Consider the following 26,741-nt stretch of genomic DNA (forward strand, 5'->3'; position numbering starts at 1 on the left):
AACTACCCTACAGGTTACTTAGCGCCAAATACGCGGTTTTCCTGTTCCGCTACGCGGATGAAGGTGGTGCGCTTGGTCAGCTCTTTCAGGCGCTCTGCTCCGACATAGGTGCAGGCGGAGCGCAAGCCACCGAGGATATCACGCACGGTAAACTCAACCTCACCGCGCAGGGGCAGCTTGACGGTTTTCCCCTCAGCGGCTCGGTATTCGGCAACGCCGCCCACGTGGCGCTTCATCGCCGACTCGGAGCTCATGCCGTAGAACAGCATGAATTTTTCGCCGTTCTCTTCCACTACGGTGCCTTCACACTCGTCATGTCCGGCCAACATACCGCCCAGCATGACAAAATCAGCGCCGCCGCCAAAGGCTTTGGCCACGTCGCCCGGCACTGAACAGCCGCCATCGCTGACGATTTGGCCACCGAGACCGTGTGCCGCATCGGCGCACTCAATCACAGCAGACAGCTGCGGATAACCTACACCGGTTTTTACCCGAGTGGTGCAAACCGACCCCGGTCCAATGCCAACTTTTACGATATCGGCGCCGGACAGGATCAGTTCTTCCACCATTTCGCCAGTGACTACGTTACCGGCGCAGATCACATGGTTAGGGCACGCTTCGCGCGCTTTCTGCAAGAAGGCGACAAAATGCTCCGAGTAACCGTTGGCCACGTCGATGCAGATAAACTTCAGACCCGGCGACAATGCCAGAATCTGCTTCATCTTCACAAAGTCGGCCTCTGAGGTGCCGGTTGAAACCATAACGTGTCGCAGCAACGATGCCGGTACGCGCTGCACGAATGCGGCCCATTGTTCAACGGTGTAGTGTTTGTGTACGGCGGTGAGAACATCGAAGGAAGCCAGGGCCTCTGCCATGCTGAAGGTGCCGACCGTGTCCATGTTGGCGGCAATAATCGGCACACCGGACCAGTTCCAGCCAGAATGTTTGAAGGTAAACTGACGCTCCAGTTCAACCTCAGAACGGCTTTTCAACGTGGAACGCTTTGGGCGAATCAGCACATCTTTAAAGCCTAACTTCAAATCTTCTTCAATACGCATGACTTATGATTTCCTGGTTTTTGGCGACGGATCGCAAGAACGCAATGGCTTGAAAAGCGACGGGGTATACCCTAAATAATTCGAGTTGCAGGAAGGCGACAAGAGTGAGAGTCCCGATGAGCTTACTCACGTAAGTGATTCGGGTGAACACTCGCAGTCAACACACCTGCAGCTTGAAGAATGACGGGTATAGATTAATGCCAGTTCCAGTGACGCTATCATACGCGGGAAAAATCACCGGACAAGACTGCGAATTCACCTTTATTTGCGTTACAATCCGACAAATTTACCTACGAACCTGCGGCGTGATTCATCGCTCATTTTCCTGTCCCTGTCGCGTTTTTTATCACCGTACAACGCAACCTGCCAGGCTAGCGCACCCTACCGGCTTGCACTTCTGCACGATCGCTTTATGATTCGTCTATTATTTTTTTATGAATATCGGATGCATTTATACCATGGCCTACATTGTAGCGTTGACAGGGGGTATCGGCAGCGGCAAGTCCACCGTAGCAGACGCCTTTGCCCGCCACGGCGTGGAGATTGTCGACGCTGACGTCATTGCACGGCAGGTTGTCGAACCCGGCGCTCCGGCTTTAGACGCTATCGCCGAACGTTTTGGTAATGAAATGTTGCTGGCTGACGGCACGCTTAACCGTTCCGCACTGCGTCAACGTATATTCAGCAACCCGGATGAAAAACGCTGGCTGAATCAATTGCTGCACCCGCTGATTCATCAGGAAACACAACGCCGGTTGGCGCAGGTCGCCAGCCCCTATGCACTGTGGGTAGTGCCGCTGCTGGTAGAAAATAACCTGCAAGCGCGCGCAGATCGCGTGCTGGTGGTCGATGTCGACAGCGAAACGCAATTGGCAAGAACCGTCAACCGCGACGGAATCAACCGTCAACAGGCGCAAAACATCATGTCTGCACAGGCCACGCGTGAGCAGCGCCTGGCCGTTGCAGACGACATAATCGATAATAGCGGTACCGCTCAGGGGATAGAGCCATTTGTTGCCGCACTGCATCGCCGCTACCTTGAACTGGCGGTATCAGCGACCCGACAGGATTAAACCGAATGAATGATGTTTCCCCAAGCGTTCTTTTTGAACATCCGTTGAATGAAAAAATGCGCACCTGGCTGCGTATCGAGTTTTTACTGCAACAATTGCATGGTCAGCGGGCATTGAGCGAAACCGCCATTGCGTTGACCTTCTTCCGCACCGTTTCGGACCTGCTGGACGTATTGGAACGCGGCGAAGTGCGCACCGAGCTGTTGAAAGAGCTGGAGCGTCAGCAGCAGAAGCTGTTGGCATGGGCCGATGTGCCGGGCGTCGATATGTCTGTGATGGATCAGCTGCGCGGCCAACTGAAGGAACGCGCTGCGGCGCTGATGTCCGCACCGCGTCTCGGGCAGGCACTGCGTGAAGATCGGCTGATTAGCCTGGTGCGCCAACGTCTGAGCATCCCCGGCGGTTGCTGCAGCTTTGACTTGCCCACGTTGCACATGTGGATGCATGCGCCGCAGCAAGAGCGAGATACCGACGTCACTGATTGGCTGCTGACCCTGGAGCCGTTGAATCTGGCGCTGACGATGGTGCTGGATCTGATCCGTCAGGCCGGGCCATTCCGCAACCAAATCAGCTTGAACGGCTTCTTCCAGGATAACGCGGAAGGCGCCGATCTGTTGCGTTTGCGCATTAACCTGGCACACCAGCTTTATCCGCAGATTTCCGGCCATAAAACACGTTATGCGATCCGCTTCCTGCCTTTGGACAGCGAGCTTGGCGTGGTACCGGAACGGTTAACCTTTGAGTTGGCCTGTTGCTAACCCAATGATATAAAAACCTTTCACGTGTGGAAGGGAGTAAGGAACAGAAGATGACTACCGTAGTGAAATGCCCAACCTGTGGCAAAGGTGTGGTATGGGGTGAAGTAAGCCCGTTCCGCCCATTTTGCAGCAAACGTTGCCAGTTAATCGATCTCGGCGAATGGGCCGATGAAGAGAAGCGCATTCCCAGCAACAGCGATCTGTCGGAAAGCGAAGAATGGAGTGAAAAGGACGATCGCTGATCGCCCCTTCCGGCCTGGCGCCAGCCAGGCCGTCCGCCTTATTGCGCAGCGTTGGCCTGCTGCACCAGCAGTTTGATAATACTGATATTGGCTTCGGGGAACTCTTCCTCACGCAAATCCGCCTGCTTCACCCAGCGCATTGGCTGGCCTTCGCGGCCAAACGGCTCGCCCTGCCAACCTTCCACCAGATAGAAGTTCAGCGTGACGATGCGATCGCTAAAGCGGTGCTCCAGCACCTCCAGCAGCGTTGCGCATTCGGTTTCAATACCGGTTTCTTCGCGTAATTCGCGGCTCAGCGCCTGCTCCGGGGTTTCCCCTTGCTCAATTTTGCCGCCGGGAAACTCCCAGAAACCGGCCATATGCGAATCGGCGGCCCGACGGGTGATAAAAATTTCCTGCTGGGCATTGCGAATGATACCGACGGCGATGTTCAGATGCTTCATCACATCCTCCTGATTGATTCATAAGGGCGCGGACTTTGGCCCTAAAAAACTGGGGTTCAGCATGCTGAACCCCAGGGTTTGACTCGTTAAACGCTGCCGGGCTTACTTCTGCAGGCGGCCGTGGCACTGTTTGTATTTTTTACCCGAACCGCACGGGCAAAGATCGTTGCGGCCTACCTTGCGCTCCGCGCTTGCAGGCGCATTAGGATCCTCGGTGACCAACGAATTTTCTTCGTAGTGGCTCAACTGTTGTTGTGCCGCCAGGCGCTCCGCTTCTTCACGACGTTGCAACTCCATCGCTTCAACCTCTTCCGGCATCCGCACCTGCACTTTGCTCAGTACGCTGATCACTTCGTATTTCAGCGATTCCAGCATAGTCGCAAACATGTTGAAGGATTCACGCTTGTACTCTTGCTTAGGATCTTTCTGCGCGTAACCACGCAGGTGGATACCCTGACGCAGATAGTCCATTGCCGCCAGATGCTCCTTCCACAGGGAATCCAACGTTTGCAGCATCACGCCCTTCTCGAAGTTGCGCATCATATCCGTGCCAACCACTTCTTCTTTGCGCAGATAGTCTTCCTTGGCCTTTTCCAGAATACGCTCACGCAGCGTTTCTTCGTGCAGATCCGGCTCTTTATCCAGCCACTCGGCGATAGGCATATCCAGATCGAAGTCGGTCTTCAGGCGCTCTTCCAGACCCTGAATATCCCACTCTTCTTCCAGCGACTGCGGCGTAATGTAGCTGTCGATGGTGGTCTTGAAGACGTCTTCGCGGATGCTGGCAATGGTTTCGCTCACGTCGGACACGTCCAGCAGCTCATTACGCTGGCTGTAGATAGCGCGACGCTGATCGCTGGCCACATCATCGTATTCCAGCAGTTGCTTACGAATATCGAAGTTACGGCTTTCCACTTTACGCTGCGCGTTGGCAATCGCCTTGGTGACCCATGGGTGCTCAATGGCCTCACCCTCTTTCATACCCAGTTTACGCATCATGCCGGAAACGCGATCCGAGGCGAAAATACGCATCAGAGCATCTTCCATCGACAGGTAGAAGCGAGATGAACCGGCGTCACCCTGACGACCGGAACGGCCGCGCAGCTGGTTATCGATACGGCGCGATTCATGGCGCTCGGTACCAATGATGTGCAAACCACCCGCCTTCAATACCGCTTCATGGCGGATTTTCCAGGCCTCTTTAATTGCCGCAATTTGCTCTTCGGTTGGCTCTTCCAACTGGGCAATCTCTGCCTGCCAGCTGCCGCCCAACACGATATCGGTACCACGGCCCGCCATGTTGGTGGCGATAGTCACCGCACCTGTCTGGCCAGCCTGCGCCACGATGTCCGCTTCCATGGCGTGGAATTTGGCGTTCAGCACCTTGTGGTCGATGCCGGCTTTAGCCAGTTCGCGGGAAACGACTTCGGATTTTTCGATCGAGATAGTCCCCACCAACACCGGCTGGCCGTTGGCGGTACGCTCGCGGATATCTTCAATGATGGCGCCAATCTTCTCCAGCTCGGTCATATAGACCAGATCCGGCATGTCTTTACGCAGCATCGGGCGGTTGGTCGGCACCACGATGGTATCCAGCTTGTAGATGGAGCTGAATTCGAACGCTTCGGTGTCGGCAGTACCTGTCATGCCGGCCAGCTTCTCGTACAAGCGGAAGTAGTTCTGGAAGGTGATGGATGCCAGCGTCTGGTTCTCGTTCTGGATTTCCACGCCTTCTTTGGCTTCCACCGCCTGATGCAGACCATCGGACCAACGACGGCCCTGCATGGTACGGCCGGTATGTTCGTCGACGATGATCACTTCACCGTCTTTCACGATGTAGTCAACGTCGCGGGTGAACAGCACGTGCGCGCGCAAAGCGGCGGTCACATGGTGCATCAACATGATGTTGGTCGGTGAGTACAGCGACTCCCCTTCTTCCATAATGCCGGCTTCCACCAGCATTTCTTCGATCAGGATCAGGCCGCGTTCGGTCAGGTGCACCTGGCGCGCTTTCTCGTCTACCGAGAAGTGACCTTCGCCCTGGAAGGAGTCTGAATCCTCTTTTTCCTGACGGATAAGCTTTGGAATCAGCTTGTTAACCTTGATGTACATTTCTGAGCTGTCTTCGGCCGGGCCGGAGATGATCAGCGGAGTACGGGCTTCATCGATCAGGATGGAGTCAACCTCATCCACCAGCGCATAGTGCAGCTTGCGCTGAACGCGCTCTTCCGGGCTGAACGCCATGTTGTCGCGCAGATAGTCGAAACCGTATTCGTTGTTGGTACCGTAGGTAATATCGGCGGCATAGGCTTCACGCTTGGCCGGCGCAGGCATGCCCGGCAGGTTGATACCGATGCTCAGACCAAGGAACTCGAACAGCGGACGGTTGTTTTCGGCGTCACGCTGTGCCAAATAGTCATTGACGGTCACTACGTGCACACCGCGGCCGCTCAGGGCGTTCAGGTAGGCGGGCAGGGTTGCGGTCAGCGTTTTACCTTCACCGGTACGCATTTCCGCGATGCAGCGATCGTTCAGTACCATACCGCCCAGCAACTGCACGTCGAAATGGCGCATCCCGAATACGCGCTTGCTCGCCTCACGTACCACGGCGAAAGCTTCCGGGAGCAGATTTTCCAGCACTTCACCCTTTTCCAGGCGCGCACGGAACTCGTTGGTCTTGGCTTTCAGCTCGTCGTCGGACAGCTTTTCCATGTCCGGTTCCATGCGGTTGATCAGTTCAACCGACTTACGCATGCGACGCAGTGTACGATCGTTACGGCTACCAAAAACTTTGGTCAATAATTTCACTAACATGATGTTTAATATCTCTGTCATGACGGCCAGCACAGGCAGTCAACTTGCTGTTATTTTTAGGTTTTGTCGCCCAAAGGGCAAAGAATCAGCTTACGCCATTGGCCCGGCGCGGATGCCCCGCACCTGCGCGAGCCACAACCCGGTCTGGTGCTGCGCGAAAGCGGGCAGCACGGCATGATGGGTATTACGAATGATGGTCGGCGGCTTCGGCTCATGCGTCAGCAGCGCGTTAAGTGTAGAAAGCAGCGCAAGTTGCGCCACCTGCAACGGAGGTTCAGCGACTTCCGCCTCGCTTTCCTGCACCCGTGCGTAGACTGCCTGCGGCGCAAGTGCAAAAGAGAGGTGACGAATGACGGTACGAAGCGCATGCTGGTGCCAGTAGTCGACGCTGAAGGTCGGGCGGCGGTGCGCTTCTTGCAGCAACGCCAGGCTATTAAAGGCGCCGCTGGCGGAATTTTGCCGGTTCAGGCTGGACGAGGTGCTCGGCAGAGCGGTTTGATCGGAGCTGCCTGACAGATTTGAAGGTACGCCAAGCGTGGCCGCGACCATCCCTAACAGGAGATGGGGCCAGAAATAACGTCTGCCAAATTGTCGCCAACGATTTAGAATACCGATCACGAGTTTATAATCCGCCGGAGCCCATTATGCGCGATAGCCGTCCACAATTATTAGATGTCCTGTTCGACGACGCGTCTGCAGAAGACAAAGGGCCGCTGCATAACGTCCAGCAACGCGCTGTGGCGCTGCTTAAGCTTAACCGTGCAGTGAAAGGCGTATTGCCCGTTCAACTGCATCCCTGGTGCCGCGTCGCGAATTTCCGACAGGGTATTTTAGTGCTAGAAACGGCCAATGCCAGCTGGCTGATGCGCCTGCGCTACGAACAACCGGCTCTATTATCTGCACTACGAGCGCAAATTCTACCATCATTGTCGTCGATCGACATCAGGATTAATCCGGCCTTGATGGCAAAAGGGAGCAACCTTGTGCAGGATGCCGCAAAAACCTTGGGAAATACGCAGACAAAAGTGCCCATGCGGCATCTGAGTCAGGAAAGTGCTGAGGAATTAAGGGGATTGGCGAGCCGGAGCCCGGAAAAACTGCGCAAGGTATTGGAACGACTGGCGTCGCTGGCCGGAGAGAGTGCCAACGCTACCAGTCGTAAGAAGTAATCAGCAGTATCGGCTTATGCCAATACGGTGGACGGGGCTTTGAATGCCAACGGCATTTCGGCTTCGTCCTGGAAGGTGACGTATTCCCACGCTTCCTGTTTCGCCAGAACGGCTTGCAGCAGTTTGTTGTTCAGCGCATGGCCTGACTTGTACGCGGTAAACGCGCCAATGATGTTATGGCCGCACATGAACAGGTCGCCGATGGCGTCCAGCATTTTGTGGCGTACGAATTCGTCTTCAAAGCGCAGGCCGTCTTCGTTCAGAACGCGGTAGTCATCTACCACGATGGCGCAGTCAAAGCTGCCGCCCAGAGCCAAACCACGAGACTGCAAATACTCGATGTCACGCATAAAACCGAAGGTACGCGCACGGCTGATTTGACGCACGAACGAGTCGGCGGAAAAATCCAGGCGGTAGCGTTGCGTGCTGGCGTCGATCGCCGGGTGGTTGAAGTCGATGGTAAAGTCCAGACGGAACCCGTTATGCGGGGACAGCTCTGCCCATTTGTCGCCATCTTCAACACGCACGGTGTCTTTCAGACGCAGGAATTTCTTCGCTGAGTTCAGTTCTTCGATGCCGGCGTCCAGCAACAGATAGACGAACGGACTGGCGCTACCGTCCATGATTGGGATTTCGGCGGCGTCAACTTCAATAATGATGTTGTCGATACCCAGCCCAGCCAGCGCAGCATTCAGATGCTCAACGGTAGAAATACGCACGTCATGCTCATTGACCAGGCAAGTACAGAGCATGGTATCACGCACGGATTTTGCATCAGCCGGAAAATCAACCGGTGGATTCAAGTCAGTGCGACGATAGATGACCCCGGTATTAGCCGACGCTGGGCGCATTGTCAGCGTGACCTTCTTGCCGGTATGCAAACCGACACCAGTCGCCTGAACAATACGTTTTAATGTCCTTTGTTTGATCATCGTTTTATCTCGCAATGTTATCCATCCTACCGACCAAGCATACAGCATGGCCGGCGGGACAGTTTAGCACAAAGAGCGGAGATTCCAAATTCTCAGGATATTCTTAGTCTGCCTGCTTGCGCAGGAAGGCAGGAATATCAAGATAGTCGGGCTCTTTATTAGGCTGCGCAGTCGGATCGTTGACCACCTTGGCGGCTGGTTTCACTTCCTGCGGCAGCGGCGACATGCCGTGCTGCTGGTAGCGATGATCCATCACTGGCTGGCTAACCTGCTTATTGGTCACCAGAGTGATTTCAGGACGTTTGTCCATGCCGATACCGGTCGCAACCACGGTCACGCGCAGTTCGTCGTTCATTTCCGGATCCAGCGAAGTACCGATAACCACGGTAGCGTTGTCGGAAGCGAAAGCACGAATGGTGTTACCCACAGTTTCGAACTCATCCAGACGCAGGTCGAAACCGGCGGTGATGTTGACCAGAACGCCGCGAGCGCCGGACAGGTCGATGTCTTCCAGCAGTGGGCTGGAGATCGCCATTTCCGCCGCTTCTTCAGCGCGGTCTTCACCACAGGCAACGCCGGAACCCATCATCGCGTAGCCCATTTCGGACATCACGGTGCGCACGTCGGCGAAGTCGACGTTCATCAGGCCCGGACGGGTGATCAGCTCGGCGATCCCCTGCACCGCACCTTTCAGCACGTCGTTGGCCGCGCCGAACGCGTCCAGCAGAGAAATGCCACGACCCAGAACTTTCAACAGCTTGTCGTTCGGGATAGTGATCAGTGAGTCCACATGTTTGGACAGCTCTGCAATACCCTGCTCAGCGAACGCCATGCGTTTCTTGCCTTCAAAATTGAAAGGCTTGGTAACCACGGCCACTGTCAAAATACCCAGATCTTTAGCAACTTCAGCCACAACAGGTGCTGCACCGGTACCGGTACCGCCGCCCATGCCGGCTGCAATGAAGACCATGTCTGCGCCATCGAGCGCGGCACGCAGAGCTTCACGATCTTCTTCCGCTGAATTGCGACCCACTTCAGGGTTCGCGCCAGCACCCAGACCTTTGGTAATACCACTACCGATCTGGATGGTTTGGCCAACTGCCGTTTTACGAAGCGCCTGAGCGTCTGTATTAACGGCGAAGAATTCAACACCTTCGATGCGCTCGCGCACCATGTGTTCAACGGCGTTGCCACCGCCACCGCCGACGCCGATGACTTTAATCACCGCGTCATTGGTTAGTTCCATTGGTTCAAACATAGTTTCTCTCCGTTTTGTGCCTGTCGCTGCGAGATCATAAAAAGATTACTCAGCATGATCTCTTTGTTGAAACATTAAAACTCTTTTCTCAGCCAGCTATTGATACGTTTAAACCAATTGCCCACCGAGGCGCGTTTTTCTACTTCTGCCTCACCGCTCAGGTGAGACTCTTTTCCATAGTGCAGCAGACCTACCGCCGTAGAGTAGTAAGGCTCCTGCGCATAATCCGTCAGACCCGTGATGTTCAAGGGTTGGCCGATGCGTACCTGGGTGTGGAACACCCGTTGCGCACAAGCTGCCAGGCCATCAATCTGGGCGGCGCCACCGGTCAGCACAATACCCGCTGCCAGATGATGCTTCACCCCTTGCTGACGCAGTTGCTCCTGCAATTGCAAAATTTCATCGTTAACCAGATTCAACAGTTCGGTGTAGCGTGGCTCAATCACTTCAGCCAGTGTCTGTCTTTGCAGACTACGAGGAGGACGTCCTCCAACGCTTGGCACCTCTACACTTTCATCCTTGCTAACAATCGACCCAAGCGCACAGCCGTGTCGAACTTTGATCGCTTCCGCGTCTGTCGGCGGCGTGCCGAAGGCGTAGGCGATATCGCTGGTGACCACGTTCCCGGCGTAAGGGATCACTTTGGTGTGGCGCAGCGCACCGCCGGTGTACACCGCCATATCCATGGTGCCGCCGCCGATATCCACCACACAAACGCCAAGTTCGCGCTCATCCTCGGTCAGTACCGCATAGCTGGCGGCCAGACCGGCGAAAATAAGTTGGTCAACTTTCAGACCACAGCGTTCTACCGCTTTGACAATGTTCTTTGCCATATCGTTATGGCAGGTAATCAGGTGCACCTTGGCCTGCATGCGCACGCCGGACAACCCAACCGGGTTCTTGATGCCTTCCTGATAGTCGATGGCGTATTCCTGAGGGATAACGTGCAGGATGCGGTGTTCGTCACGTACGCGTACCGATTTAGCGGTATGCACCACGTTCTCCACATCTTCCTGCGTCACTTCCTCTTCGGAAATAGGAACCATCCCTATCTCGTTCTGACAGCTGATGTGTTTGCCCGATAATGCCAGGTAAACCGAAGAAATCTGGCAATCCGCCATCAGCTCGGCCTGATCGATAGCACGCTGTACGCATTTGACTACCGATTCCAGGTCGTTAACGCCACCCTTATCCATACCGCGAGACGGGCAGCTGCCCACCCCGATAATGTTGACCATGCCATCGGGCAGAACTTCCCCTACCAATGCGGAGACTTTTGCAGTACCGATCTCCAGTCCAACTACCAGTTTTCTGTCCGTCGACTTGATCATTGTTGTTTTGCCTGTGCCTGATTCTGTTGCTGATTACTGTTCTGCTGACCGTCTACCGCCTGCGGGTCGATCAATACCGGTGTCCAACCTACCGAGGCACCGGACTCGTAGCGCAAGTCGACATAGTTGACGCGCTTGCTTTCCGCCTGCCCCTGCTGCAGCAATACCGGATAGAGCTCGATAAACCGCTGCAGGCGTCCGGTACGATCGTCGCGTCCCAGCTCCAGCCGAACATCATTATCCAAAGCCAGCTGCCAGGAATGGCGGGCGCTCATGGCCGCCATTTTCAGCGTAAACTTGCTGGCCGCTAACATGTTGCTCATGGCCTGATAGCCTTCCAGAACATCCTGTTCGCTCCCTTCCGGGCCATAGAGCAACGGCAATTTCTGTTTGCCGATTCGTTCTGCCGGCACGCTGAAGGATTTGCCTTCGGCGTCCACCATATGTAAATCATTCCAGCGCGCCACCGGGACATACTCGACCAGGTGGATCTTCAGCTCGTCCGGCCACTGCTTGCGCACGCTGGCCTGCTTGATCCACGGCAGGCGTTCAATCTGTTGCTGGATGACATCGACATCCTGCGTCATGAAGGTGCCCGGTGCTCCCAGCGCCAGAATCGCCTGGCGAATATCATCGTTAGTGGTGTAGTGGCGCTCGCCGGTAACCACCAACCGTGAGAGCGGCAGTCGGCTGGCGTCCTTCATCCAGCCAATGACCATCCAGCCACTCCACAGGACCGTTCCCAGCACCATCAGCAGGAAAACCATTCCCGCCAATTGGGTTCCATTGCTGCGGCGCGGGTTGTTATCCACCTCGCGTTCACGCGCATTCAGGGCAGCTTGCGACATATCAGTCGGCCAACTCCAAAATTCTCGCTACCAGCTGCGAGAAGCTTAAACCAGACTGGCGCGCTGCCATCGGCACCAGGCTATGACTGGTCATGCCCGGCGAGGTGTTCACCTCAAGCAGATAGAAGCTGCCATCGCTATCCTGCATCACATCCACGCGGCCCCAGCCGCTGCAGTCCAGTCCACGGTAGGCGCGTAACGCCAGCGCGGCCATTTCGGCCTCTTGTTCAGCGCCCAGGCCACTTGGACAGAAATACTGGGTATCGTCCGAAATGTACTTGGCTTGGTAGTCGTAAAATACGCCTGCCGGCTGAATACGGATCGAAGGCAGAACCTGGTCACCCAGCATGGCTACGGTGTATTCAGGGCCGCTCAGCCACTTCTCCACCAGCACGTCGTCGTCATGGCGGAAACCTTCTTCCAGCGCGGCCTCAAGGGCAGTGCGCTCGGTCACCTTGCTCATGCCAACGCTGGAGCCTTCGCGGCTCGGCTTGACGATCAGCGGCAGGCCCAGAGCCTCCACGCGAGCAATCAGGCTCTGTTTCTCTGCGCCGGCATATTGCCGGCGGTTCAGCGCCACATAAGGTGCGACCGGCAGCCCCATCGACTGCCACACCATCTTGGTGCGCCACTTGTCCATGGTCAGCGCCGACGCCATCACGCCACTGCCGGTATAAGGCAGCTCAAGGAATTCCAGCATCCCCTGCAGGGTGCCATCCTCGCCACCACGCCCGTGCAGCGCGATAAACACTTTGGTAAACCCATGTTCTTTAAGCTGGGTTACCGGGAAATCGCGGATATCGATGCCATGGGCGTCGATACCGGCTTCCCGCAGCCCTGCCAGCACGGCAGCGCCCGATTGCAATGACACTTCACGTTCAGCGGAGGTGCCACCCAGCAGTACGGCAACTTTATCAGCCATGATGTTCCTCCTCTTTTTTCTGTGGCTGCAGCTTCAGCTCAGCCAGTTTGCGGGCGATTTTGCCCACGTTACCGGCGCCTTGCACCAACACCAGATCGTCGGCCTGCAGCAGTTGCGCCAGCGTTTCCGGTACGATGTCCGCATCGGAAACCAGGATCGGATCCAGCTTGCCGCGGCTGCGAATGGTACGGCACAGCGAGCGGCTGTCCGCCCCCGGGATTACCGCTTCACCCGCGGAGTACACATCGAGCATCAGTAGCACATCGACCTGTGACAACACGTTGGCGAAGTCGTCGTAGAGATCGCGGGTACGTGTGTAACGGTGCGGCTGGAAAATCATCACCAGACGTTTCTCCGGCCAGCCGGCGCGTGCAGCTTTCAGCGTCACGTCGACTTCGGTCGGATGGTGGCCATAGTCGTCGACCAGCATCGCGCTGCCGCTTTTGCCGTTCACCGGCTCCAGCGGGAACTCGCCCAGGAAATCAAAGCGGCGACCTGTGCCCTGGAAGCCCGCCAGTGCACGCAAGATGTATTCGTCGTCAATGCCTTCTTCTGTCGCCACCGCCACTGCCGCCGCCGCATTCAACGCGTTGTGGCGGCCCGGGGCATTCAGGGTCACCGTCATCAAGGGCTTATCCTGGCGGCTCAGCGTAAAGTGGCCCTGCGGCCCAACCTGGCGATAACTCTCAATGCGCACATCGGCATCTTCGTTGAAGCCGTAGGTAGTGATATGGCGGCCCACGCGTGGCAGCAGTTCGCGCACCACCGGGTCATCAACACACATCACCGCACGGCCGTAGAACGGCAGGTTGTGCAAAAAGTTGATAAACGTCTGCTTCAGGTTCTCGAAATCGCCCTGGTAGGTATCCATGTGGTCGGGTTCGATATTGGTGACAATCGCCACCATCGGTTGCAAGTGCAGGAACGACGCGTCGCTCTCATCCGCTTCCGCGATCAGGTAACGGCTGGACCCCAGACGCGCATGAGTTCCGGCCGCTTTCACCAGCCCGCCATTGACAAAGGTCGGGTCCAGGCCGGCTTCGGCGTAAATGCTCGATACCATCGCCGTGGTCGTGGTCTTGCCGTGCGTACCGGCGACGGCAATGCCGTGACGGAAACGCATCAGTTCGGCCAGCATCTCCGCGCGGCGGATAACCGGGATACGCGCTTCACGGGCAGCGACAATCTCCGGGTTGTCGGCGGAAATCGCGGTGGAGACCACCACTACGCTCGCATCCTGTACGTTTTCCGGGCGGTGATGGAAATAAATCGTCGCCCCGAGCGCGCTCAACTGTTGGGTTACCGGGTTAGGCGCCAGGTCGGAGCCGCTGATCTGATAACCTTCGTTAGCCAACACTTCGGCGATACCACCCATGCCGGCACCACCGATGCCGACAAAGTGAATGTGCCGGACGCGTCGCATCTCGGGCACGATAGTACGTAGTTTCGCCAGTTGTTGTGTATTCATCACTCTCTCTAATCCGGGCCCGGCATGCCGGGCCACTACATGACATTTCTTTGATTCAGGCCCGGCGTACCGAACCCCTGCATTATTTATTTGGCAACCCGCACCAGCTCAGCCGCCACGCGCTCGGTGGCGTCCGGAATAGCCACTGCACGCGCTTTTTCTGCCATCGCCAGCAACTGCGGGCGATCCCAACCAGCCAGTAACTCAGCCACCGCATCGGCATTGAACTGCGGTTGTTCGATGATCTTCGCCGCGCCGGCTTCTTCCAGCGGACGGGCATTCCAGTACTGCTGCCGGTCTTTATGCTGGAACGGCACAAATATCGCCGGCAGGCCCGCGGCGGCGATCTCGCTGACGGTCAGCGCGCCGGAACGGCAAACCACTACGTCAGCCCAGGCGTAAGCCGCAGCCATGTCATCGATAAACTCGGTCACCTTATGTTGCGTCTGCCCTACCCTCTCGTAGTCGCGCAGCACGTTTTCCAGTGCACCTTTGCCTACCTGATGCCAGAGCGTAATTCTATCGCCCAATCTCGCCGCGACTTCAGGAACTGTCTGATTCAGCACCCGGGCCCCCTGACTTCCGCCAATCACCAGCACGCGGATAGGCCCTTCACGCCCGGTCAGTCGTTCCGCCGGCAGCGGCAGCGCCAGTACGTCGGTGCGTACCGGGTTGCCCACGACATCCGCGTTCGGGAACGCGCCTGGGAACGCCTGCAATACTTTTTTGGCGATGCGCGCCAACCAGCGGTTGGTCAGCCCGGCAATGCCGTTTTGTTCGTGCAGCACCACCGGGATGCCGCACAACCACGCCGCCAAACCGCCGGGACCGGAAACGTAACCGCCCATGCCGAGTACCACGTCCGGTTGGTAGCTGCGCATAATCGCCTTCGCCTGGCGTACCGCATGCCAGATACGCAACGGCGCGCTCAGCTGTGCCTTCAGCCCTTTGCCGCGCAGGCCGGAAATACGGATGAAATCAATCTCGATCCCGTGCTTTGGCACCAGATCGGCTTCCATTCGGTCTGCGGTTCCGAGCCAGCGCACCTGCCAGCCCTGCGCCATCAGATGATGCGCGACCGCCAGCCCCGGGAACACGTGTCCGCCGGTACCGCCTGCCATCACCATTAAACGCTTAGGTTTCCCGCTCATCCCTTACCTCTTCACAAACGCCTGGGCTTTCGCCAGACGCGTTTCATAATCAATACGCAGTAACAGCACGATCGCCGTCGACATAATCAGCAAGCTTGAACCGCCGTAACTTATCAGCGGCAGCGTCAGCCCTTTGGTCGGCAGCATGCCGGCTGCGGCACCGACATTGACCAGTGCCTGGAAGCTGAACCAGACGCCGATCGAGCAGGCCAGAAAGCCGGAAAAGCGCTGATCGATCTCCAGCGCGCGGCGGCCAATCGACATAGCGCGAAAAGCGACGAAGAATACCATTAACAATGCGAAAACCACACCGATATAGCCGAGTTCTTCGCCTAAAATCGAGAAGATAAAGTCGGTATGAGCTTCAGGTAAATACTCGAGTTTCTGTACCGAGTTCCCCAGCCCCTGCCCCCAGAATTCACCGCGGCCAAACGCCATCAGCGACTGGGTCAACTGGTAGCCGCTGCCGAACGGATCGGCCCAGGGGTTCCAGAACGACGTCACGCGGCGCATACGGTAAGGTTCGGCAATGATCAACAGCACCACCGCGAATGCGCCGGAGCCGATAATCGCCAGGAACTGCCACATTTTGGCACCGGCCAGGAACAGCATTGCCAGAGTAGTGATAAACAACACCACCACGGTACCGAGGTCCGGTTGCGCCAGCAGCAGTACCGCCAGCACGACCATTACGCCCATCGGCTTGCAGAAGCCCCAAAAGTTGGTACGCACTTCTTCTACCTTGCGCACCAGATAACTCGCCAGATAGCAGAACAGCGACAGTTTGGACAGCTCCGCCGGCTGAATACGCAACGGCCCCAGCGCGATCCAGCGCGATGCGCCGTTTACCGAGCTGCCGACCACCAGTACGATCAACAGCATCACAATCGACAACAGCAGCATCACATTGCTGTAGCGCTGCCAGACTTCCATCGGAATGCGCAGCGTCACCATCGACAGACCAAAGGCCAGCCCGAGATACAGCGCGTCACGCTTGGCAAACAGGAAAGGATCGTCCGCCAGACGCTGACCAATCGGCATTGACGCCGAGGTCACCATGACAAAACCGATAATGGCCAACCCGAAGGTCAGCCACAGCAGGGTACGGTCGTACAGCACCATATTCACGGAATCGTTCTCACGCGATCCCATCACCCAGTCTTTCAGTCTTTCGGTCAACCCGAACGTCGGCACCCGTAGTTTCATCCGCCAAGCTCCTGTGCCAGGCGGGCAAACTCGTCGCCACGCACTTCAAAGTTACGGAACTGATCCAGGCTGGCGCATGCCGGTGACAGCAGCACCATATCGCCAGGCTGTACCCGGCCGGCGATCTTTTGCATCGCCTGTTCCATCGTGTCGGTCAGCGTGGCGACCTCCGGCCGCAGCTCTGCCAGTTGTTCGCCATCGCGGCCGAAGCAATACAGGCGGACGTTATCGCCCTGCAGATAGCGCCCCAACGGAGAGAAATCGGCAGACTTGCCGTCGCCGCCCAACAGCAGGTGCAAGGTGCCGTCCACCTGCAGGCCATTCAACGCCGCTTCGGTGCTGCCGACATTGGTGGCTTTCGAATCGTTAATCCAACGTACGCCGTTATGTTCCCAGGCCAGTTGGAAACGGTGCGCCAAGCCGGTAAAAGTGGTGAGCGCTTTCAGGCTGGAGGCGCGCGGGATATTCACCGCATCGGCCAGCGCCAACGCCGCCAGCGCATTGGTGTAGTTGTGACGGCCAGTCAGCTTCATCTCGCGGGTATTCAGGATTTTCTCACCGCGCACGCGCAGCCAGGTTTCGCCCTGCTGGCGGTTGAGGTGGTAGTCGCCCACGTCGGCACCGAAGCTGATACAGCGCTGGTCTGCGCCGCGTACCGGCATGGTCAGCGCGTCATCCGCGTTAACCACGCACAGGGCGGCATTTTCATAGACGCGCAGTTTGGCGGCGCGATACTGCTGCAGGCCAAACGGATAGCGGTCCATATGATCTTCCGTCACGTTCAGGATGGTCGCCGCCGCCGCTTTCAGGCTAAAAGTGGTTTCCAGTTGGAAGCTTGACAGTTCCAGCACGTACAGCTGGCATTCCTGGCGCAGCAGGCTCAGCGCAGGCAGGCCAATGTTACCGCCCACGCCCACCGCCCAACCGGCCGCTTTCGCCATCTCGCCCATCAAAGTGGTGACGGTACTTTTACCGTTAGAGCCGGTGATCGCTACGATCGGGGCCTGGGCTTCGCGGCAGAACAGCTCGACGTCGCCGACGATCTCCACCCCCGCATCCGCCGCAGCGCTCAACGCCGGGTGAGCCAGCGCCATGCCCGGGCTGGCAACGATCAAATCCGCCGCCAGCAACCAGTCCAGATTCAAATCGCCCAAATGCCGTTCAACGCTTTCAGGCAGCTTGTCCAGCCCCGGCGGCGAAATGCGGGTATCCATAACGCGCGGCGTTACGCCACGCGCCATAAAGAAATCAACACAGGACAGGCCGGTGAGACCTAACCCGATGATGACCACTTTTTTACCCTGATAATCCGCCATAATTACCGTACCTTCAGCGTCGCCAGGCCAATCAGCACCAGCATCAGCGAAATAATCCAGAAGCGCACGATCACGCGCGGTTCCGGCCAGCCCTTCAATTCATAATGGTGGTGAATCGGCGCCATGCGGAAAATACGTTGCCCGCGCAGCTTGAACGATCCCACCTGCAAGATCACCGACAGCGTCTCAACCACAAACACGCCACCCATAATCAATAACAGGAACTCTTGACGCAGCAGCACCGCGATAGTGCCCAGCGCGCCGCCCAACGCCAGTGAGCCAACATCGCCCATAAAAACCTGTGCCGGGTAGGTGTTGAACCACAAAAAGCCCAGACCGGCGCCGACGATGGCGGTACAGACGATCACCAGCTCACCCGCATGACGCAGATAAGGAATGTGCAGGTAGTTGGCGAAATTCATGTTACCGGTCGCCCATGCCACCAGCGCAAAGCCCGCCGCCACGAACACCGTTGGCATGATCGCCAGGCCATCCAGCCCGTCGGTCAGGTTGACCGCATTGCTGGTGCCGACAACCACAAAGTACGCCAACAGCACATACAGCAGGCCGAGCTGCGGCATGATGTCCTTAAAGAACGGCACAACCAGCTCGGTGGCTGGCGTGTCTTTTCCTACGGCATACATGGCGAAGGCGAAAATCAGCGCAATCACCGACTGCCAGAAGTATTTCCAGCGGGCAATCAGCCCCTTGGTGTCTTTACGCACCACTTTGCGGTAGTCATCGACAAAGCCGACGATGCCGTAGCCCACCAGCACGAACAGCACGCCCCACACGTAAGGGTTGGACGGATAAGCCCACATCAGCACCGAAATGGTGATGGAGGTCAGGATCATGATGCCGCCCATGGTCGGCGTACCGCGTTTGCTGAAATGCGACTCCGGGCCATCGTTGCGCACGACCTGGCCGAAGGACATCTCCTGCAGGCGTTTAATCACCCGCGGGCCCATCCATAAGGAGAGAAACAGCGCGGTCAGCAGGCTGACAATGGCCCTGAACGTCAGATAGGAGAAGACGTTGAAGCCGGAATAATATTTGACCAAATGCTCGGCCAGCCAAACTAACATGGTGCTTTCTCCTGTAACGCGCGTACTACCTGCTCCATTGCGGCACTACGTGAACCCTTGATTAACACGGTAATTACCGCATGTTCCGACAGTAATTCCGCCACGCGCGCGATCACTGCTGCCTTGTCCTGAAAATGTTCGCCGTTACCGGAGGCTACACACAGCGCCTGGCTTAACGGACCGATGCCTATCACTTTATCGACGCCGGCCAACCGGGCAGCTTCGCCCACCTGACGGTGGCATTCTTCGGCATCCACCCCCAACTCGGCCATATCGCCAACCACCATTACGCGGTAGCCCGGCATGTCCGCCAGCACCTGCGCCGCAGCGGTCATCGATCCGACGTTGGCGTTATAGCTGTCATCGAGCAGCAGTTTGTCTTCGGCAAGCGCAATCGGGAACAAACGCCCCGGCACCCCTTGCAACTGTTTCAGCCCCTGACGCACGGCTTCGAGCGATGCGCCAACCGACATAGCGAGCGCCGCAGCGGCCAGCGCATTGGCCACGTTATGACGGCCCGGCAGCGGTAGCGCTACCGCCGTAGTGCCGAACGGACTGTGCAGCGTAAATTGCGTGCCCCTGGCGTTCACCAGCACGTCGCTGGCGAAGAAATCCACACCTTCCGCCGCCTGCGGCGAGAAGCGCCAAACGGTTTTATCGTTCAGCATGCTCTGCCAGTGTGGCCAGTCATTATTGTCGGCGTTGATGATTGCCACGCCGTCAGCCGGCAAGCCGGCAAAAATTTCACCTTTCGCCTGGGCGACGCCGGCCAAAGAGCCAAAGCCTTCCAGGTGGGCTGCCGCCAGGTTATTCACCAAAGCAGTCTGTGGCCGCGTCAATGCCGTGGTATAGGCAATCTCGCCAATATGGTTGGCGCCCAGCTCAATCACGGCAAAATCATGCTGCGGCTGCAAACGCAGCAGCGTCAGCGGCACGCCGATGTCGTTATTGAAGTTACCTGCGGTATACAGCACTTCACCGCATTCGCGCAAAATAGCAGCGGCCATTTCTTTTACCGAGGTCTTGCCCGATGAACCGGTTAAGGCCACGACGCGGGCCGGCACTTGCTGGCGCACCCAGGCAGCCAGTTGCCCCAGCGCCAGACGCGTGTCTTTCACCACCAGTTGCGGAACATCCACCAATAAGCGCTTACTTACCAGCAACGCCCCGGCACCTGCGGCTACAGCATCGGCAGCGAAGGAGTGAGCATCAAAACGCTCGCCCTTCAGCGCCACAAACAGGCAACCTGCGGTTACCTGACGGGTATCTGTCGTCACCTCAATAATTTGGCAATCGGCGCCGATCAACTCAGCGCTCAATACATCGGCCAGTGCCTGAAGGGAGACAGGAATCATGCTATTACCCCCAGCAGACGTGCGACGGTGGTGCGATCGGAGTAATCCAGGCGTCGGTTGCCCACCACTTGGTAGTCCTCGTGACCTTTACCCGCCACCAGCACCACATCTTGTTCTTTAGCCTGCATAATCGCGCTGGTTACCGCTTCGGCACGGCCGTGGATCACCAGTGCACGCCCGGCATCCAGCAGCCCGGCCAGGATATCGGCGATGATCGCCTGCGGCTCTTCGGTGCGCGGGTTATCGTCGGTGACCACTACACGATCGGCGAACTGTTCGGCGATACCGCCCATCAACGGGCGCTTGCCTTTGTCACGATCGCCGCCGCAACCAAACACGCACCACAACTGCCCCAGGCAGTGCAGTCGCGCCGCTTCCAACGCTTTTTCCAGCGCGTCCGGGGTGTGGGCGTAATCCACCACTACCGTCGGTTTGCCTGGCGCGTTGAACACTTCCATACGGCCACACACAGGTTGCAGCCGATTGCCGGTTTCTACCAGTTTGTCCAGCGGATAGCCCAGTGACAGCAATGTAGCCAGCGCCAGCAACAGGTTGCTGACGTTGAAGGCGCCCATCAGGCGGCTTTCAATTTCGCCGTCGCCCCAGCTTGAGCTGAAGCGGACGGTGGCGCCATTATCGTGATAGCTGACCGCGGTGGTTTTCAACCAGCGGCCATGGCAACCCGGTTGCAGGTTATCCTGCATGGTGACCGCCACCGCATCCGGCAATTTGCTCAGCCAGCGCTGCCCCACTTCGTCATCGGCGTTGATGATCGCCTGCCCCACTTCGTGGCCGGCAAACAGCGACCACTTGGCCGCCTCGTAATTGGCCATATCACCGTGGTAATCCAGGTGATCACGGCTCAGGTTGGTGAACACCGCAGCGGCAAACGGCAGCGCCGCCACGCGGTTTTGCACCAGCCCGTGGGAAGAGACTTCCATCGCGGCGAAGGTTGCGCCCCGATCGACCAGCTCGTTTAATATGTGTTGAACATCCACCGCAGAACCGGTGGTATTCTCAGTCGGGCACACCTGGCCCAGCAAACCGTTACCGACGGTGCCCATCACTGCGCTGGTTTCACCCAACAGTTGGCTCCATTGCGCCAGCAGTTGCGTGGTGGTGGTTTTGCCGTTGGTGCCGGTCACACCCACCAGACGCAGACGCTCTGCCGGTTGGTGGTAAAAACGCCCGGCCAGGGCGGACAGGCGCTGGTTAAGCTGGCTTAGATAAATCACCGGCACACCGTGCATTTCCGTGATGGTGCCGTCTTCGGCCTGGCCTTCAGCTTCGGCAATCACTGCGGCGACACCCTGCGCGATAGCCTGCGGAATATAGCGGCGTCCATCCGTCTGATGGCCAACAACGGCGACAAACAGATCCCCGGCAGCCGCAATACGGCTGTCTAATGTCATTTCCCGCAGCGCGCGCCCGGGCGCCGTCGGCACCCATGGAGCGAGTAAATCGCGCAAATTACGATCTGCCACCTGAACCCTCTTTTTTATTAATCACTAATTCGCTTTTATCAGCGGTGGGCAACGCGTCCGGTTCGACGTTCATGGTGCGCAATACGCCGCCCATGATGGCGCCGAACACCGGTGCGGAAATTGCACCGCCATAGTACTTCCCACCCTGTGGATCGTTAATCACCACCACCAGAGCGAAACGGGGGTTACTGGCCGGCGCGACGCCGGCGGTATAAGCGAGATATCGGTTGACGTATTTGCCATCCGGGCCGACCTTTTTGGCGGTACCGGTTTTAATAGCGATGCGGTAACCCTTGATGGCGGCTTTCACGCCGCCGCCGCCCGGCAGGGCCACGCTTTCCATCATGTGCACCACGGTGCGCACCAAAGGCTCAGGGAAGATGCGTTCGCCGGCAACCGGAGGGTCAACCTTGGTGATCGACAATGGGCGATACACGCCCAGGCTGCCGATCGTTGCGTAGACTCGCGCCAACTGTAACGGAGTTACCATTAGCCCGTAGCCGAAAGAGAAGGTGGCCCTCTCTATGTCAGACCACCGTTGTTTTTTTGGGTATATGCCACTGCTTTCTCCGACCAGCCCCAAATTGGTCGCTTTTCCCAGTCCAAAACGAGAGTAAGTATCTACTAACGCCGAGGACGGCATCGCTAACGCCAGCTTGGTAACGCCAACGTTACTCGACTTCTGCAAGATCCCGGTAACCGACAGCTCCGCATAGCGCGCCACGTCTTTAATTTCGTGGCCCTGAATGCGGAAAGGAACGGTGTTCAGCACGCTGTTTTCTTTTACCACACCGTTATGTAGCGCTGTCATCACCACCATTGGTTTCACGGTGGAGCCGGGCTCAAAAATATCGGTAATGGCGCGGTTACGCATGGTGTCTTTCGGCGTACCGGCCATATTATTCGGGTTGTAGGACGGGCTGTTGGCCATCGCCAGCACTTCGCCGGTGTTCACGTCGATCAACACCGCCGTGCCGGATTCAGCCTTGTTGAACGCCACTGCGTTGTTCAGTTCGCGATACACCAGCGCCTGCAGGCGCTCATCGACGCTCAACACCAGGTTATGCGCCGCCTGGCTGTCGACCGAGGAGATATCCTCGATCACCCGGCCATAGCGGTCTTTACGCACGGTTCGTTCACCCGGTTGCCCGGTCAGCCAGCGGTCGAAGCTCTTCTCGACGCCTTCGATGCCCTGGCCGTCAATGTTGGTCACGCCGATAATGTGCGAGGTGACCTGGCCGGCCGGATAGTAACGACGCGACTCCTGACGCAGGTAAATCCCCGGTAGCTTGAGCTTGCGAATGTAATCGCCTACCGCCGGGTTCACCTGACGTGCCAGGTAAACAAAGCGCCCTTTCGGGTTGGCGTTAACACGGGTAGAAAGCTGATCCAGAGGGATATTCAATGCGTCGGACAACGCCTTCCAACGGCTGTCCAGCGTAATGCCACCACGCTCGTTAAGCTCTTTAGGGTCCGCCCAAATGGCGTTGACCGGTACGCTCACCGCCAAGGGTCTGCCGGCGCGGTCGCTGATCATGCCGCGTGAGGTGGGCACCTCTTGAACACGCAACGAACGCATGTCACCTTCTTTCACCAGGCGGTCCGGATTGATGACCTGCAGATAGGCCACGCGCAGCATCAATCCCACCAGCGCCAGCAAAATACAGCCGCACAGCAACGCAAAACGCCAGCTTACAAAGCTGGCCTGATTTTCCGGGCGTTTCAACTTACCGGGGCGTGCTGCTTTCATGCGTTCCCTTTCTTCTCCGTGTCATGGTTTCAGTTAAACTATTCATTGTTTAACGATGATATTTTCCTGCGATGGATCAACATGTTGCATCTGCAGTTTCTCGGTGGCGATACGCTCGACCCGGCTATGGTCGCCGAGGGCGTTCTCCTCCAAAATCAGGTTGCGCCATTCAATATCCAGAGCATCCCGCTCAAGCACCAACTGCTCGCGTTCAGCGGTCAGCAGGCGGGTACGGTGTGCGGTAGTCACCACAAAAATCGCAGAAATCAGTGAAGCGACCAGTAAAATCAATGGGATCTTGGCGTTACGCAGCAGATCGCCGCCAATCACCCCAACCAAACCGTGGCGTTCATTGCCAATCACGCAGGCATCCTCTCGGCAATGCGCAGTACTGAACTGCGCGCACGTGGGTTTTCCGCCACTTCATCTTGCGAAGGCATCATCTTGCCCAGCGCTTTCAGCGTGCGCCCGCCCATACTGCGCAGTTGCTCTTCCGTCAGCGGCAAACCTGCCGGCACCTGGGCGCCACGACTGTGGTGACGCATAAAGCGTTTAACGATGCGATCTTCCAACGAGTGGAAGCTGATGATCGACAGGCGGCCCTGCGGGGCCAGCACTTCCAGCGCGCCGTCCAGCGCACGCTCAATCTCTTCCAGCTCACTGTTGATGTAGATGCGAATCGCCTGGAAACTGCGCGTTGCCGGGTGCTTGTGTTTTTCCCGGAACGGACTGGCATTGGCGATCAGATCGGCCAGCTCTTTGGTCCGCGTCATCGGCTCGACACGGTTTCTTTCCACGATCGCGCGGGCAATGCGCTTGGCGAAACGCTCCTCGCCGAAGGTTTTCAGCACCCAGGCAATATCTTCCGCTTCCGCTTTCAGCAGCCATTCAGAGGCTGACTGGCCGCTTGATGGGTCCATGCGCATATCCAGTGGGCCGTCACGCATGAAGGAGAAACCGCGTTCTGCGTCATCCAACTGCGGCGAAGAAACGCCCAGATCGAGTAAGACGCCATCAATCTGCCCCACCAATTCGCGTTCCCGCACATAGTGTGACAAATCTGAAAATGGGCCGTGTACGATGGTAAAACGAGGATCTTCAATAGACTTGGCGGCTGCAATCGCCTGTGGATCGCGGTCAATTGCCAACAAACGTCCTTCCGGCCCCAGTTGGGACAGAATCAGACGAGAATGGCCACCGCGACCAAAAGTACCGTCGATATATATGCCGTTACTGCGAATATTGAGGCCATTAACCGCCTCATCCAACAGTACGGTGGTGTGTTTATAGTTTTCCAACATGCTTATAGCGACAAGTCCTGTAGCCGCTCAGACAACGGTTCCTGAGTCGACTGTTCTGCGTCAATATCATCCTTGACTTGTTGATACCAGGTCTGTTCATCCCACAGTTCAAACTTGTTGAACTGCCCGACCAGCATCACTTCTTTTGTAAGCCCGGCGTGTTGACGTAGCGTAGTAGCTAGCAACAACCGACCGGCGCTATCCATCTGACACTCACTGGCATGCCCCAACAATAAGCGCTGAACGCGGCGCTCTGCGGGATTCATACTCGACAGACGGGATAATTTTTGTTCAATAATTTCCCATTCGGGCAAAGGGTAAAGCAGCAGGCAGGACTGATGGAGGTCAATGGTACAGACCATTTGGCCTTGCGATTGCTCGTTCAGCAAATCCCGATAACGGGTGGGTACGGCAAGCCGCCCTTTGCTGTCGAGATTAACCATCGTTGCCCCACGGAACATTCCTGAGCTACCCCTTCATGACCGTTTTCACCACTTTACACCACAAATTCCCACATAAGGGAGTTTACGGAGGGTATGAAAACCTTGTCAAGCCAGAGCACCGGCGCTTTGGCAATATTTCTCCCGTCATTTTGGGAGCTGACTCGCGAAAGGAACGCTATTTATTCGATGACTTAAAATTAACATCATGATAAACGGGGATAATTTTCTGAGCGGAAAGAGGGTGATTAAAAACCTGACAAATTGGCGATTAATTAACTCATTACTTCCTTCTGCAATCGATGTCTCATTTTTTAGCTCGGCAATCACAATCCTGTAACCCGCCGCGACCCGCACCGGCCAAGGCCCGGCGTTAACTCCCGCCGTTGACGAAATACGTCATAAGCCATTGAGTTAATAACGCTCAACGGTTATTGCACTTCAGGCCGGCGCTATTTTACTTCAATTAAAGCGCCAGTGATAAGCCCGATGAAAAAATAAATCACTCGGATATTACGAGGCTAGCTATTTTCGATTTAAATCAGTTTGGTAAGATTATTCTCAAAATACCTGTTTACAATTATGGTTTCATTTCCTTACATCATTTATTCCCACAATTTTTGCTGTGAAAATGCCTCTTATAATGGAAATAATCGTAACCATATGTTTTAAATAAAAAAAACCAAAAACACCCCGTTTTAATCCTTTCGCGCCAGATTCTACCGCCCTCTCTCAGGATAAAAATCAGCCAACAGCTATAAATAAAAATATTCAGCTATCCAAGGAAATAAACATAGAGGAGTAAACTATAAAAAATAGCAAAACCAAGAATTAACAACTGCCATCATTAAAATTAACAGAGTATCAACCAGCAGTTACGGAGATTACACCATGCTTTCGCCTGTCTCTTATTGGCGCAGCGCCGCCGCCGATACTTTTGCGCTGGTGGTGTACTGTTTCATCGCCGGTATGGCGATAGAAATCCTGGTTTCGGGCATGAGTTTTCACCAATCACTTTCCTCCCGCCTGGTGTCGATCCCGGTAAATATCCTGATCGCCTGGCCCTATGGATGCTATCGCGACCTGTTTATTCGTCTCGCGAAACGCTTTCAGCACAGGCAATGGCTACTGCGCAACCTCGCCGATTTGCTGGCCTATGTCAGTTTTCAATCGCCAGTGTATGCTGCCATATTGTGGAGCGTAGGTGCAGACGGGCAGCAAATCATGACTGCGGTGGCCGGGAATGCAGTGGTATCGATGGCGATGGGCGTAGCCTATGGCTACTTTCTTGAATACTGCAGAAAGCTGTTTCGGGTAACCGGTTATGTGTAAAGCGT

General features: G+C 56.6%; 25 protein-coding genes. 5 read left to right on the plus strand and 20 right to left on the minus strand.

What is annotated here, in order from left to right:
- Positions 1-14: 14 nt before the first annotated feature.
- Positions 15-1,058, minus strand: a complete 1,044-nt coding sequence (locus D4100_RS23565) for a GMP reductase (RefSeq protein ID WP_006317627.1) — start codon at positions 1,056-1,058, stop codon at positions 15-17.
- Between the two features lie 458 nt (positions 1,059-1,516).
- Between D4100_RS23565 and coaE the strand changes: the two genes are divergently transcribed.
- From coaE to yacG, 3 genes are read left to right on the plus strand one after another with little or no spacing between them, the layout of a single operon-like run.
- Complete coding sequence (gene coaE / locus D4100_RS23570) at positions 1,517-2,131, plus strand: dephospho-CoA kinase (protein ID WP_119805392.1); 615 nt, start codon at positions 1,517-1,519, stop codon at positions 2,129-2,131.
- Positions 2,132-2,136: 5 nt separating this feature from the next.
- The gene (gene zapD, locus D4100_RS23575; RefSeq protein WP_006317624.1) at positions 2,137-2,889 is read left to right on the plus strand and encodes a cell division protein ZapD; all 753 of its coding nucleotides are present in this window, start codon (positions 2,137-2,139) and stop codon (positions 2,887-2,889) included.
- A gap of 50 nt (positions 2,890-2,939) precedes the next feature.
- A complete protein-coding gene (yacG, locus tag D4100_RS23580; protein WP_006317623.1) occupies positions 2,940-3,131 on the plus strand; it encodes a DNA gyrase inhibitor YacG in 192 nt (63 codons plus the stop codon).
- Between the two features lie 38 nt (positions 3,132-3,169).
- On the opposite strand, the gene mutT is transcribed toward yacG, so the two are convergent.
- From mutT to secM, 3 genes are all read right to left on the minus strand, one after another.
- Positions 3,170-3,574 carry an 8-oxo-dGTP diphosphatase MutT gene (mutT, locus tag D4100_RS23585; RefSeq protein WP_006317622.1) on the minus strand — a complete coding sequence of 135 codons (405 nt, stop codon included), beginning with the start codon at positions 3,572-3,574 and terminating at the stop codon, positions 3,170-3,172.
- Between the two features lie 102 nt (positions 3,575-3,676).
- On the minus strand, positions 3,677-6,388 hold the full coding sequence (secA, locus tag D4100_RS23590) for a preprotein translocase subunit SecA (protein ID WP_006317621.1): 2,712 nt from the start codon (positions 6,386-6,388) through the stop codon (positions 3,677-3,679).
- Positions 6,389-6,478: 90 nt separating this feature from the next.
- Entirely contained in the window at positions 6,479-7,006 is a 528-nt protein-coding gene (secM, locus tag D4100_RS23595) for a secA translation cis-regulator SecM (RefSeq protein WP_006317620.1), read from the minus strand.
- Between the two features lie 26 nt (positions 7,007-7,032).
- On the opposite strand from secM, the gene D4100_RS23600 reads away from it, so the two are divergent.
- On the plus strand, positions 7,033-7,557 hold the full coding sequence (locus tag D4100_RS23600) for a DUF721 domain-containing protein (protein ID WP_006317619.1): 525 nt from the start codon (positions 7,033-7,035) through the stop codon (positions 7,555-7,557).
- Between the two features lie 14 nt (positions 7,558-7,571).
- Here the strand turns inward: D4100_RS23600 and lpxC are convergent, their stop codons facing one another.
- The 16 genes from lpxC to mraZ form a co-directional block, all read right to left on the minus strand.
- Positions 7,572-8,489 (minus strand): UDP-3-O-acyl-N-acetylglucosamine deacetylase, encoded by a 918-nt coding sequence (gene lpxC / locus D4100_RS23605; protein ID WP_006317618.1) that lies wholly within the window; start codon positions 8,487-8,489, stop codon positions 7,572-7,574.
- Positions 8,490-8,592: 103 nt separating this feature from the next.
- Positions 8,593-9,747: a cell division protein FtsZ gene (gene ftsZ, locus D4100_RS23610; protein WP_006317617.1), complete on the minus strand. Its 1,155-nt coding sequence runs from the start codon at positions 9,745-9,747 to the stop codon at positions 8,593-8,595.
- A 74-nt stretch (positions 9,748-9,821) separates the two neighbouring features.
- Positions 9,822-11,078, minus strand: a complete 1,257-nt coding sequence (ftsA, locus tag D4100_RS23615; protein ID WP_004950148.1) for a cell division protein FtsA — start codon at positions 11,076-11,078, stop codon at positions 9,822-9,824.
- Positions 11,075-11,926: a cell division protein FtsQ gene (ftsQ, locus tag D4100_RS23620; protein WP_006317616.1), complete on the minus strand. Its 852-nt coding sequence runs from the start codon at positions 11,924-11,926 to the stop codon at positions 11,075-11,077. Before ftsQ ends, ftsA begins: the two co-directional genes overlap by 4 nt.
- Before the next feature lies 1 nt (position 11,927).
- The gene (locus D4100_RS23625; RefSeq protein ID WP_006317615.1) at positions 11,928-12,848 is read right to left on the minus strand and encodes a D-alanine--D-alanine ligase; all 921 of its coding nucleotides are present in this window, start codon (positions 12,846-12,848) and stop codon (positions 11,928-11,930) included.
- Complete coding sequence (gene murC / locus D4100_RS23630) at positions 12,841-14,316, minus strand: UDP-N-acetylmuramate--L-alanine ligase (protein WP_119805374.1); 1,476 nt, start codon at positions 14,314-14,316, stop codon at positions 12,841-12,843. Before murC ends, D4100_RS23625 begins: the two co-directional genes overlap by 8 nt.
- A gap of 86 nt (positions 14,317-14,402) precedes the next feature.
- Complete coding sequence (murG, locus tag D4100_RS23635; protein WP_119805375.1) at positions 14,403-15,467, minus strand: undecaprenyldiphospho-muramoylpentapeptide beta-N-acetylglucosaminyltransferase; 1,065 nt, start codon at positions 15,465-15,467, stop codon at positions 14,403-14,405.
- Between the two features lie 3 nt (positions 15,468-15,470).
- Positions 15,471-16,673 (minus strand): cell division protein FtsW, encoded by a 1,203-nt coding sequence (gene ftsW, locus D4100_RS23640; RefSeq protein WP_006317607.1) that lies wholly within the window; start codon positions 16,671-16,673, stop codon positions 15,471-15,473.
- A complete protein-coding gene (gene murD / locus D4100_RS23645; RefSeq protein ID WP_119805376.1) occupies positions 16,670-17,989 on the minus strand; it encodes a UDP-N-acetylmuramoyl-L-alanine--D-glutamate ligase in 1,320 nt (439 codons plus the stop codon). Before murD ends, ftsW begins: the two co-directional genes overlap by 4 nt.
- Positions 17,990-17,991: 2 nt before the next feature.
- The gene (gene mraY / locus D4100_RS23650; RefSeq protein ID WP_004950137.1) at positions 17,992-19,074 is read right to left on the minus strand and encodes a phospho-N-acetylmuramoyl-pentapeptide-transferase; all 1,083 of its coding nucleotides are present in this window, start codon (positions 19,072-19,074) and stop codon (positions 17,992-17,994) included.
- Positions 19,068-20,429 carry a UDP-N-acetylmuramoyl-tripeptide--D-alanyl-D-alanine ligase gene (gene murF / locus D4100_RS23655; RefSeq protein WP_119805377.1) on the minus strand — a complete coding sequence of 454 codons (1,362 nt, stop codon included), beginning with the start codon at positions 20,427-20,429 and terminating at the stop codon, positions 19,068-19,070. The genes mraY and murF overlap by 7 nt, the downstream gene beginning before the upstream one ends.
- Positions 20,426-21,913: a UDP-N-acetylmuramoyl-L-alanyl-D-glutamate--2,6-diaminopimelate ligase gene (gene murE / locus D4100_RS23660; RefSeq protein ID WP_006317604.1), complete on the minus strand. Its 1,488-nt coding sequence runs from the start codon at positions 21,911-21,913 to the stop codon at positions 20,426-20,428. Before murE ends, murF begins: the two co-directional genes overlap by 4 nt.
- Positions 21,900-23,663 carry a peptidoglycan glycosyltransferase FtsI gene (locus D4100_RS23665; RefSeq protein WP_006317603.1) on the minus strand — a complete coding sequence of 588 codons (1,764 nt, stop codon included), beginning with the start codon at positions 23,661-23,663 and terminating at the stop codon, positions 21,900-21,902. Before D4100_RS23665 ends, murE begins: the two co-directional genes overlap by 14 nt.
- A gap of 42 nt (positions 23,664-23,705) precedes the next feature.
- The gene (gene ftsL / locus D4100_RS23670; protein ID WP_004950132.1) at positions 23,706-24,026 is read right to left on the minus strand and encodes a cell division protein FtsL; all 321 of its coding nucleotides are present in this window, start codon (positions 24,024-24,026) and stop codon (positions 23,706-23,708) included.
- Entirely contained in the window at positions 24,023-24,964 is a 942-nt protein-coding gene (rsmH, locus tag D4100_RS23675) for a 16S rRNA (cytosine(1402)-N(4))-methyltransferase RsmH (RefSeq protein WP_006317602.1), read from the minus strand. The genes ftsL and rsmH overlap by 4 nt, the downstream gene beginning before the upstream one ends.
- Before the next feature lie 2 nt (positions 24,965-24,966).
- The gene (gene mraZ / locus D4100_RS23680; protein WP_004950128.1) at positions 24,967-25,425 is read right to left on the minus strand and encodes a division/cell wall cluster transcriptional repressor MraZ; all 459 of its coding nucleotides are present in this window, start codon (positions 25,423-25,425) and stop codon (positions 24,967-24,969) included.
- An 870-nt stretch (positions 25,426-26,295) separates the two neighbouring features.
- Between mraZ and D4100_RS23685 the strand changes: the two genes are divergently transcribed.
- Positions 26,296-26,736, plus strand: a complete 441-nt coding sequence (locus D4100_RS23685; RefSeq protein ID WP_119805378.1) for an L-alanine exporter AlaE — start codon at positions 26,296-26,298, stop codon at positions 26,734-26,736.
- Positions 26,737-26,741: the final 5 nt, after the last annotated feature.

The organism is Serratia inhibens, from assembly GCF_003591175.1.
Lineage (GTDB): Bacteria > Pseudomonadota > Gammaproteobacteria > Enterobacterales > Enterobacteriaceae > Serratia > Serratia inhibens.

Bases quoted from the DNA above. Each gene is read 5' to 3' on its own strand.
- mraY (WP_004950137.1), bottom strand. From the start codon at position 19,074: ATGTTAGTTTGGCTGGCCGAGCATTTGGTCAAATATTATTCCGGCTTC.
- ftsZ (WP_006317617.1), bottom strand. From the start codon at position 9,747: ATGTTTGAACCAATGGAACTAACCAATGACGCGGTGATTAAAGTCATC.
- mutT (WP_006317622.1), bottom strand. From the start codon at position 3,574: ATGAAGCATCTGAACATCGCCGTCGGTATCATTCGCAATGCCCAGCAG.
- ftsA (WP_004950148.1), bottom strand. From the start codon at position 11,078: ATGATCAAGTCGACGGACAGAAAACTGGTAGTTGGACTGGAGATCGGT.
- yacG (WP_006317623.1), top strand. From the start codon at position 2,940: ATGACTACCGTAGTGAAATGCCCAACCTGTGGCAAAGGTGTGGTATGG.
- murD (WP_119805376.1), bottom strand. From the start codon at position 17,989: ATGGCGGATTATCAGGGTAAAAAAGTGGTCATCATCGGGTTAGGTCTC.
- D4100_RS23600 (WP_006317619.1), top strand. From the start codon at position 7,033: ATGCGCGATAGCCGTCCACAATTATTAGATGTCCTGTTCGACGACGCG.
- zapD (WP_006317624.1), top strand. From the start codon at position 2,137: ATGAATGATGTTTCCCCAAGCGTTCTTTTTGAACATCCGTTGAATGAA.
- murC (WP_119805374.1), bottom strand. From the start codon at position 14,316: ATGAATACACAACAACTGGCGAAACTACGTACTATCGTGCCCGAGATG.
- murG (WP_119805375.1), bottom strand. From the start codon at position 15,467: ATGAGCGGGAAACCTAAGCGTTTAATGGTGATGGCAGGCGGTACCGGC.
- ftsQ (WP_006317616.1), bottom strand. From the start codon at position 11,926: ATGTCGCAAGCTGCCCTGAATGCGCGTGAACGCGAGGTGGATAACAAC.
- D4100_RS23685 (WP_119805378.1), top strand. From the start codon at position 26,296: ATGCTTTCGCCTGTCTCTTATTGGCGCAGCGCCGCCGCCGATACTTTT.
- mraZ (WP_004950128.1), bottom strand. From the start codon at position 25,425: ATGTTCCGTGGGGCAACGATGGTTAATCTCGACAGCAAAGGGCGGCTT.
- lpxC (WP_006317618.1), bottom strand. From the start codon at position 8,489: ATGATCAAACAAAGGACATTAAAACGTATTGTTCAGGCGACTGGTGTC.
- D4100_RS23625 (WP_006317615.1), bottom strand. From the start codon at position 12,848: ATGGCTGATAAAGTTGCCGTACTGCTGGGTGGCACCTCCGCTGAACGT.
- murF (WP_119805377.1), bottom strand. From the start codon at position 20,429: ATGATTCCTGTCTCCCTTCAGGCACTGGCCGATGTATTGAGCGCTGAG.
- coaE (WP_119805392.1), top strand. From the start codon at position 1,517: ATGGCCTACATTGTAGCGTTGACAGGGGGTATCGGCAGCGGCAAGTCC.
- ftsW (WP_006317607.1), bottom strand. From the start codon at position 16,673: ATGAAACTACGGGTGCCGACGTTCGGGTTGACCGAAAGACTGAAAGAC.
- D4100_RS23665 (WP_006317603.1), bottom strand. From the start codon at position 23,663: ATGAAAGCAGCACGCCCCGGTAAGTTGAAACGCCCGGAAAATCAGGCC.
- secA (WP_006317621.1), bottom strand. From the start codon at position 6,388: ATGTTAGTGAAATTATTGACCAAAGTTTTTGGTAGCCGTAACGATCGT.
- rsmH (WP_006317602.1), bottom strand. From the start codon at position 24,964: ATGTTGGAAAACTATAAACACACCACCGTACTGTTGGATGAGGCGGTT.
- D4100_RS23565 (WP_006317627.1), bottom strand. From the start codon at position 1,058: ATGCGTATTGAAGAAGATTTGAAGTTAGGCTTTAAAGATGTGCTGATT.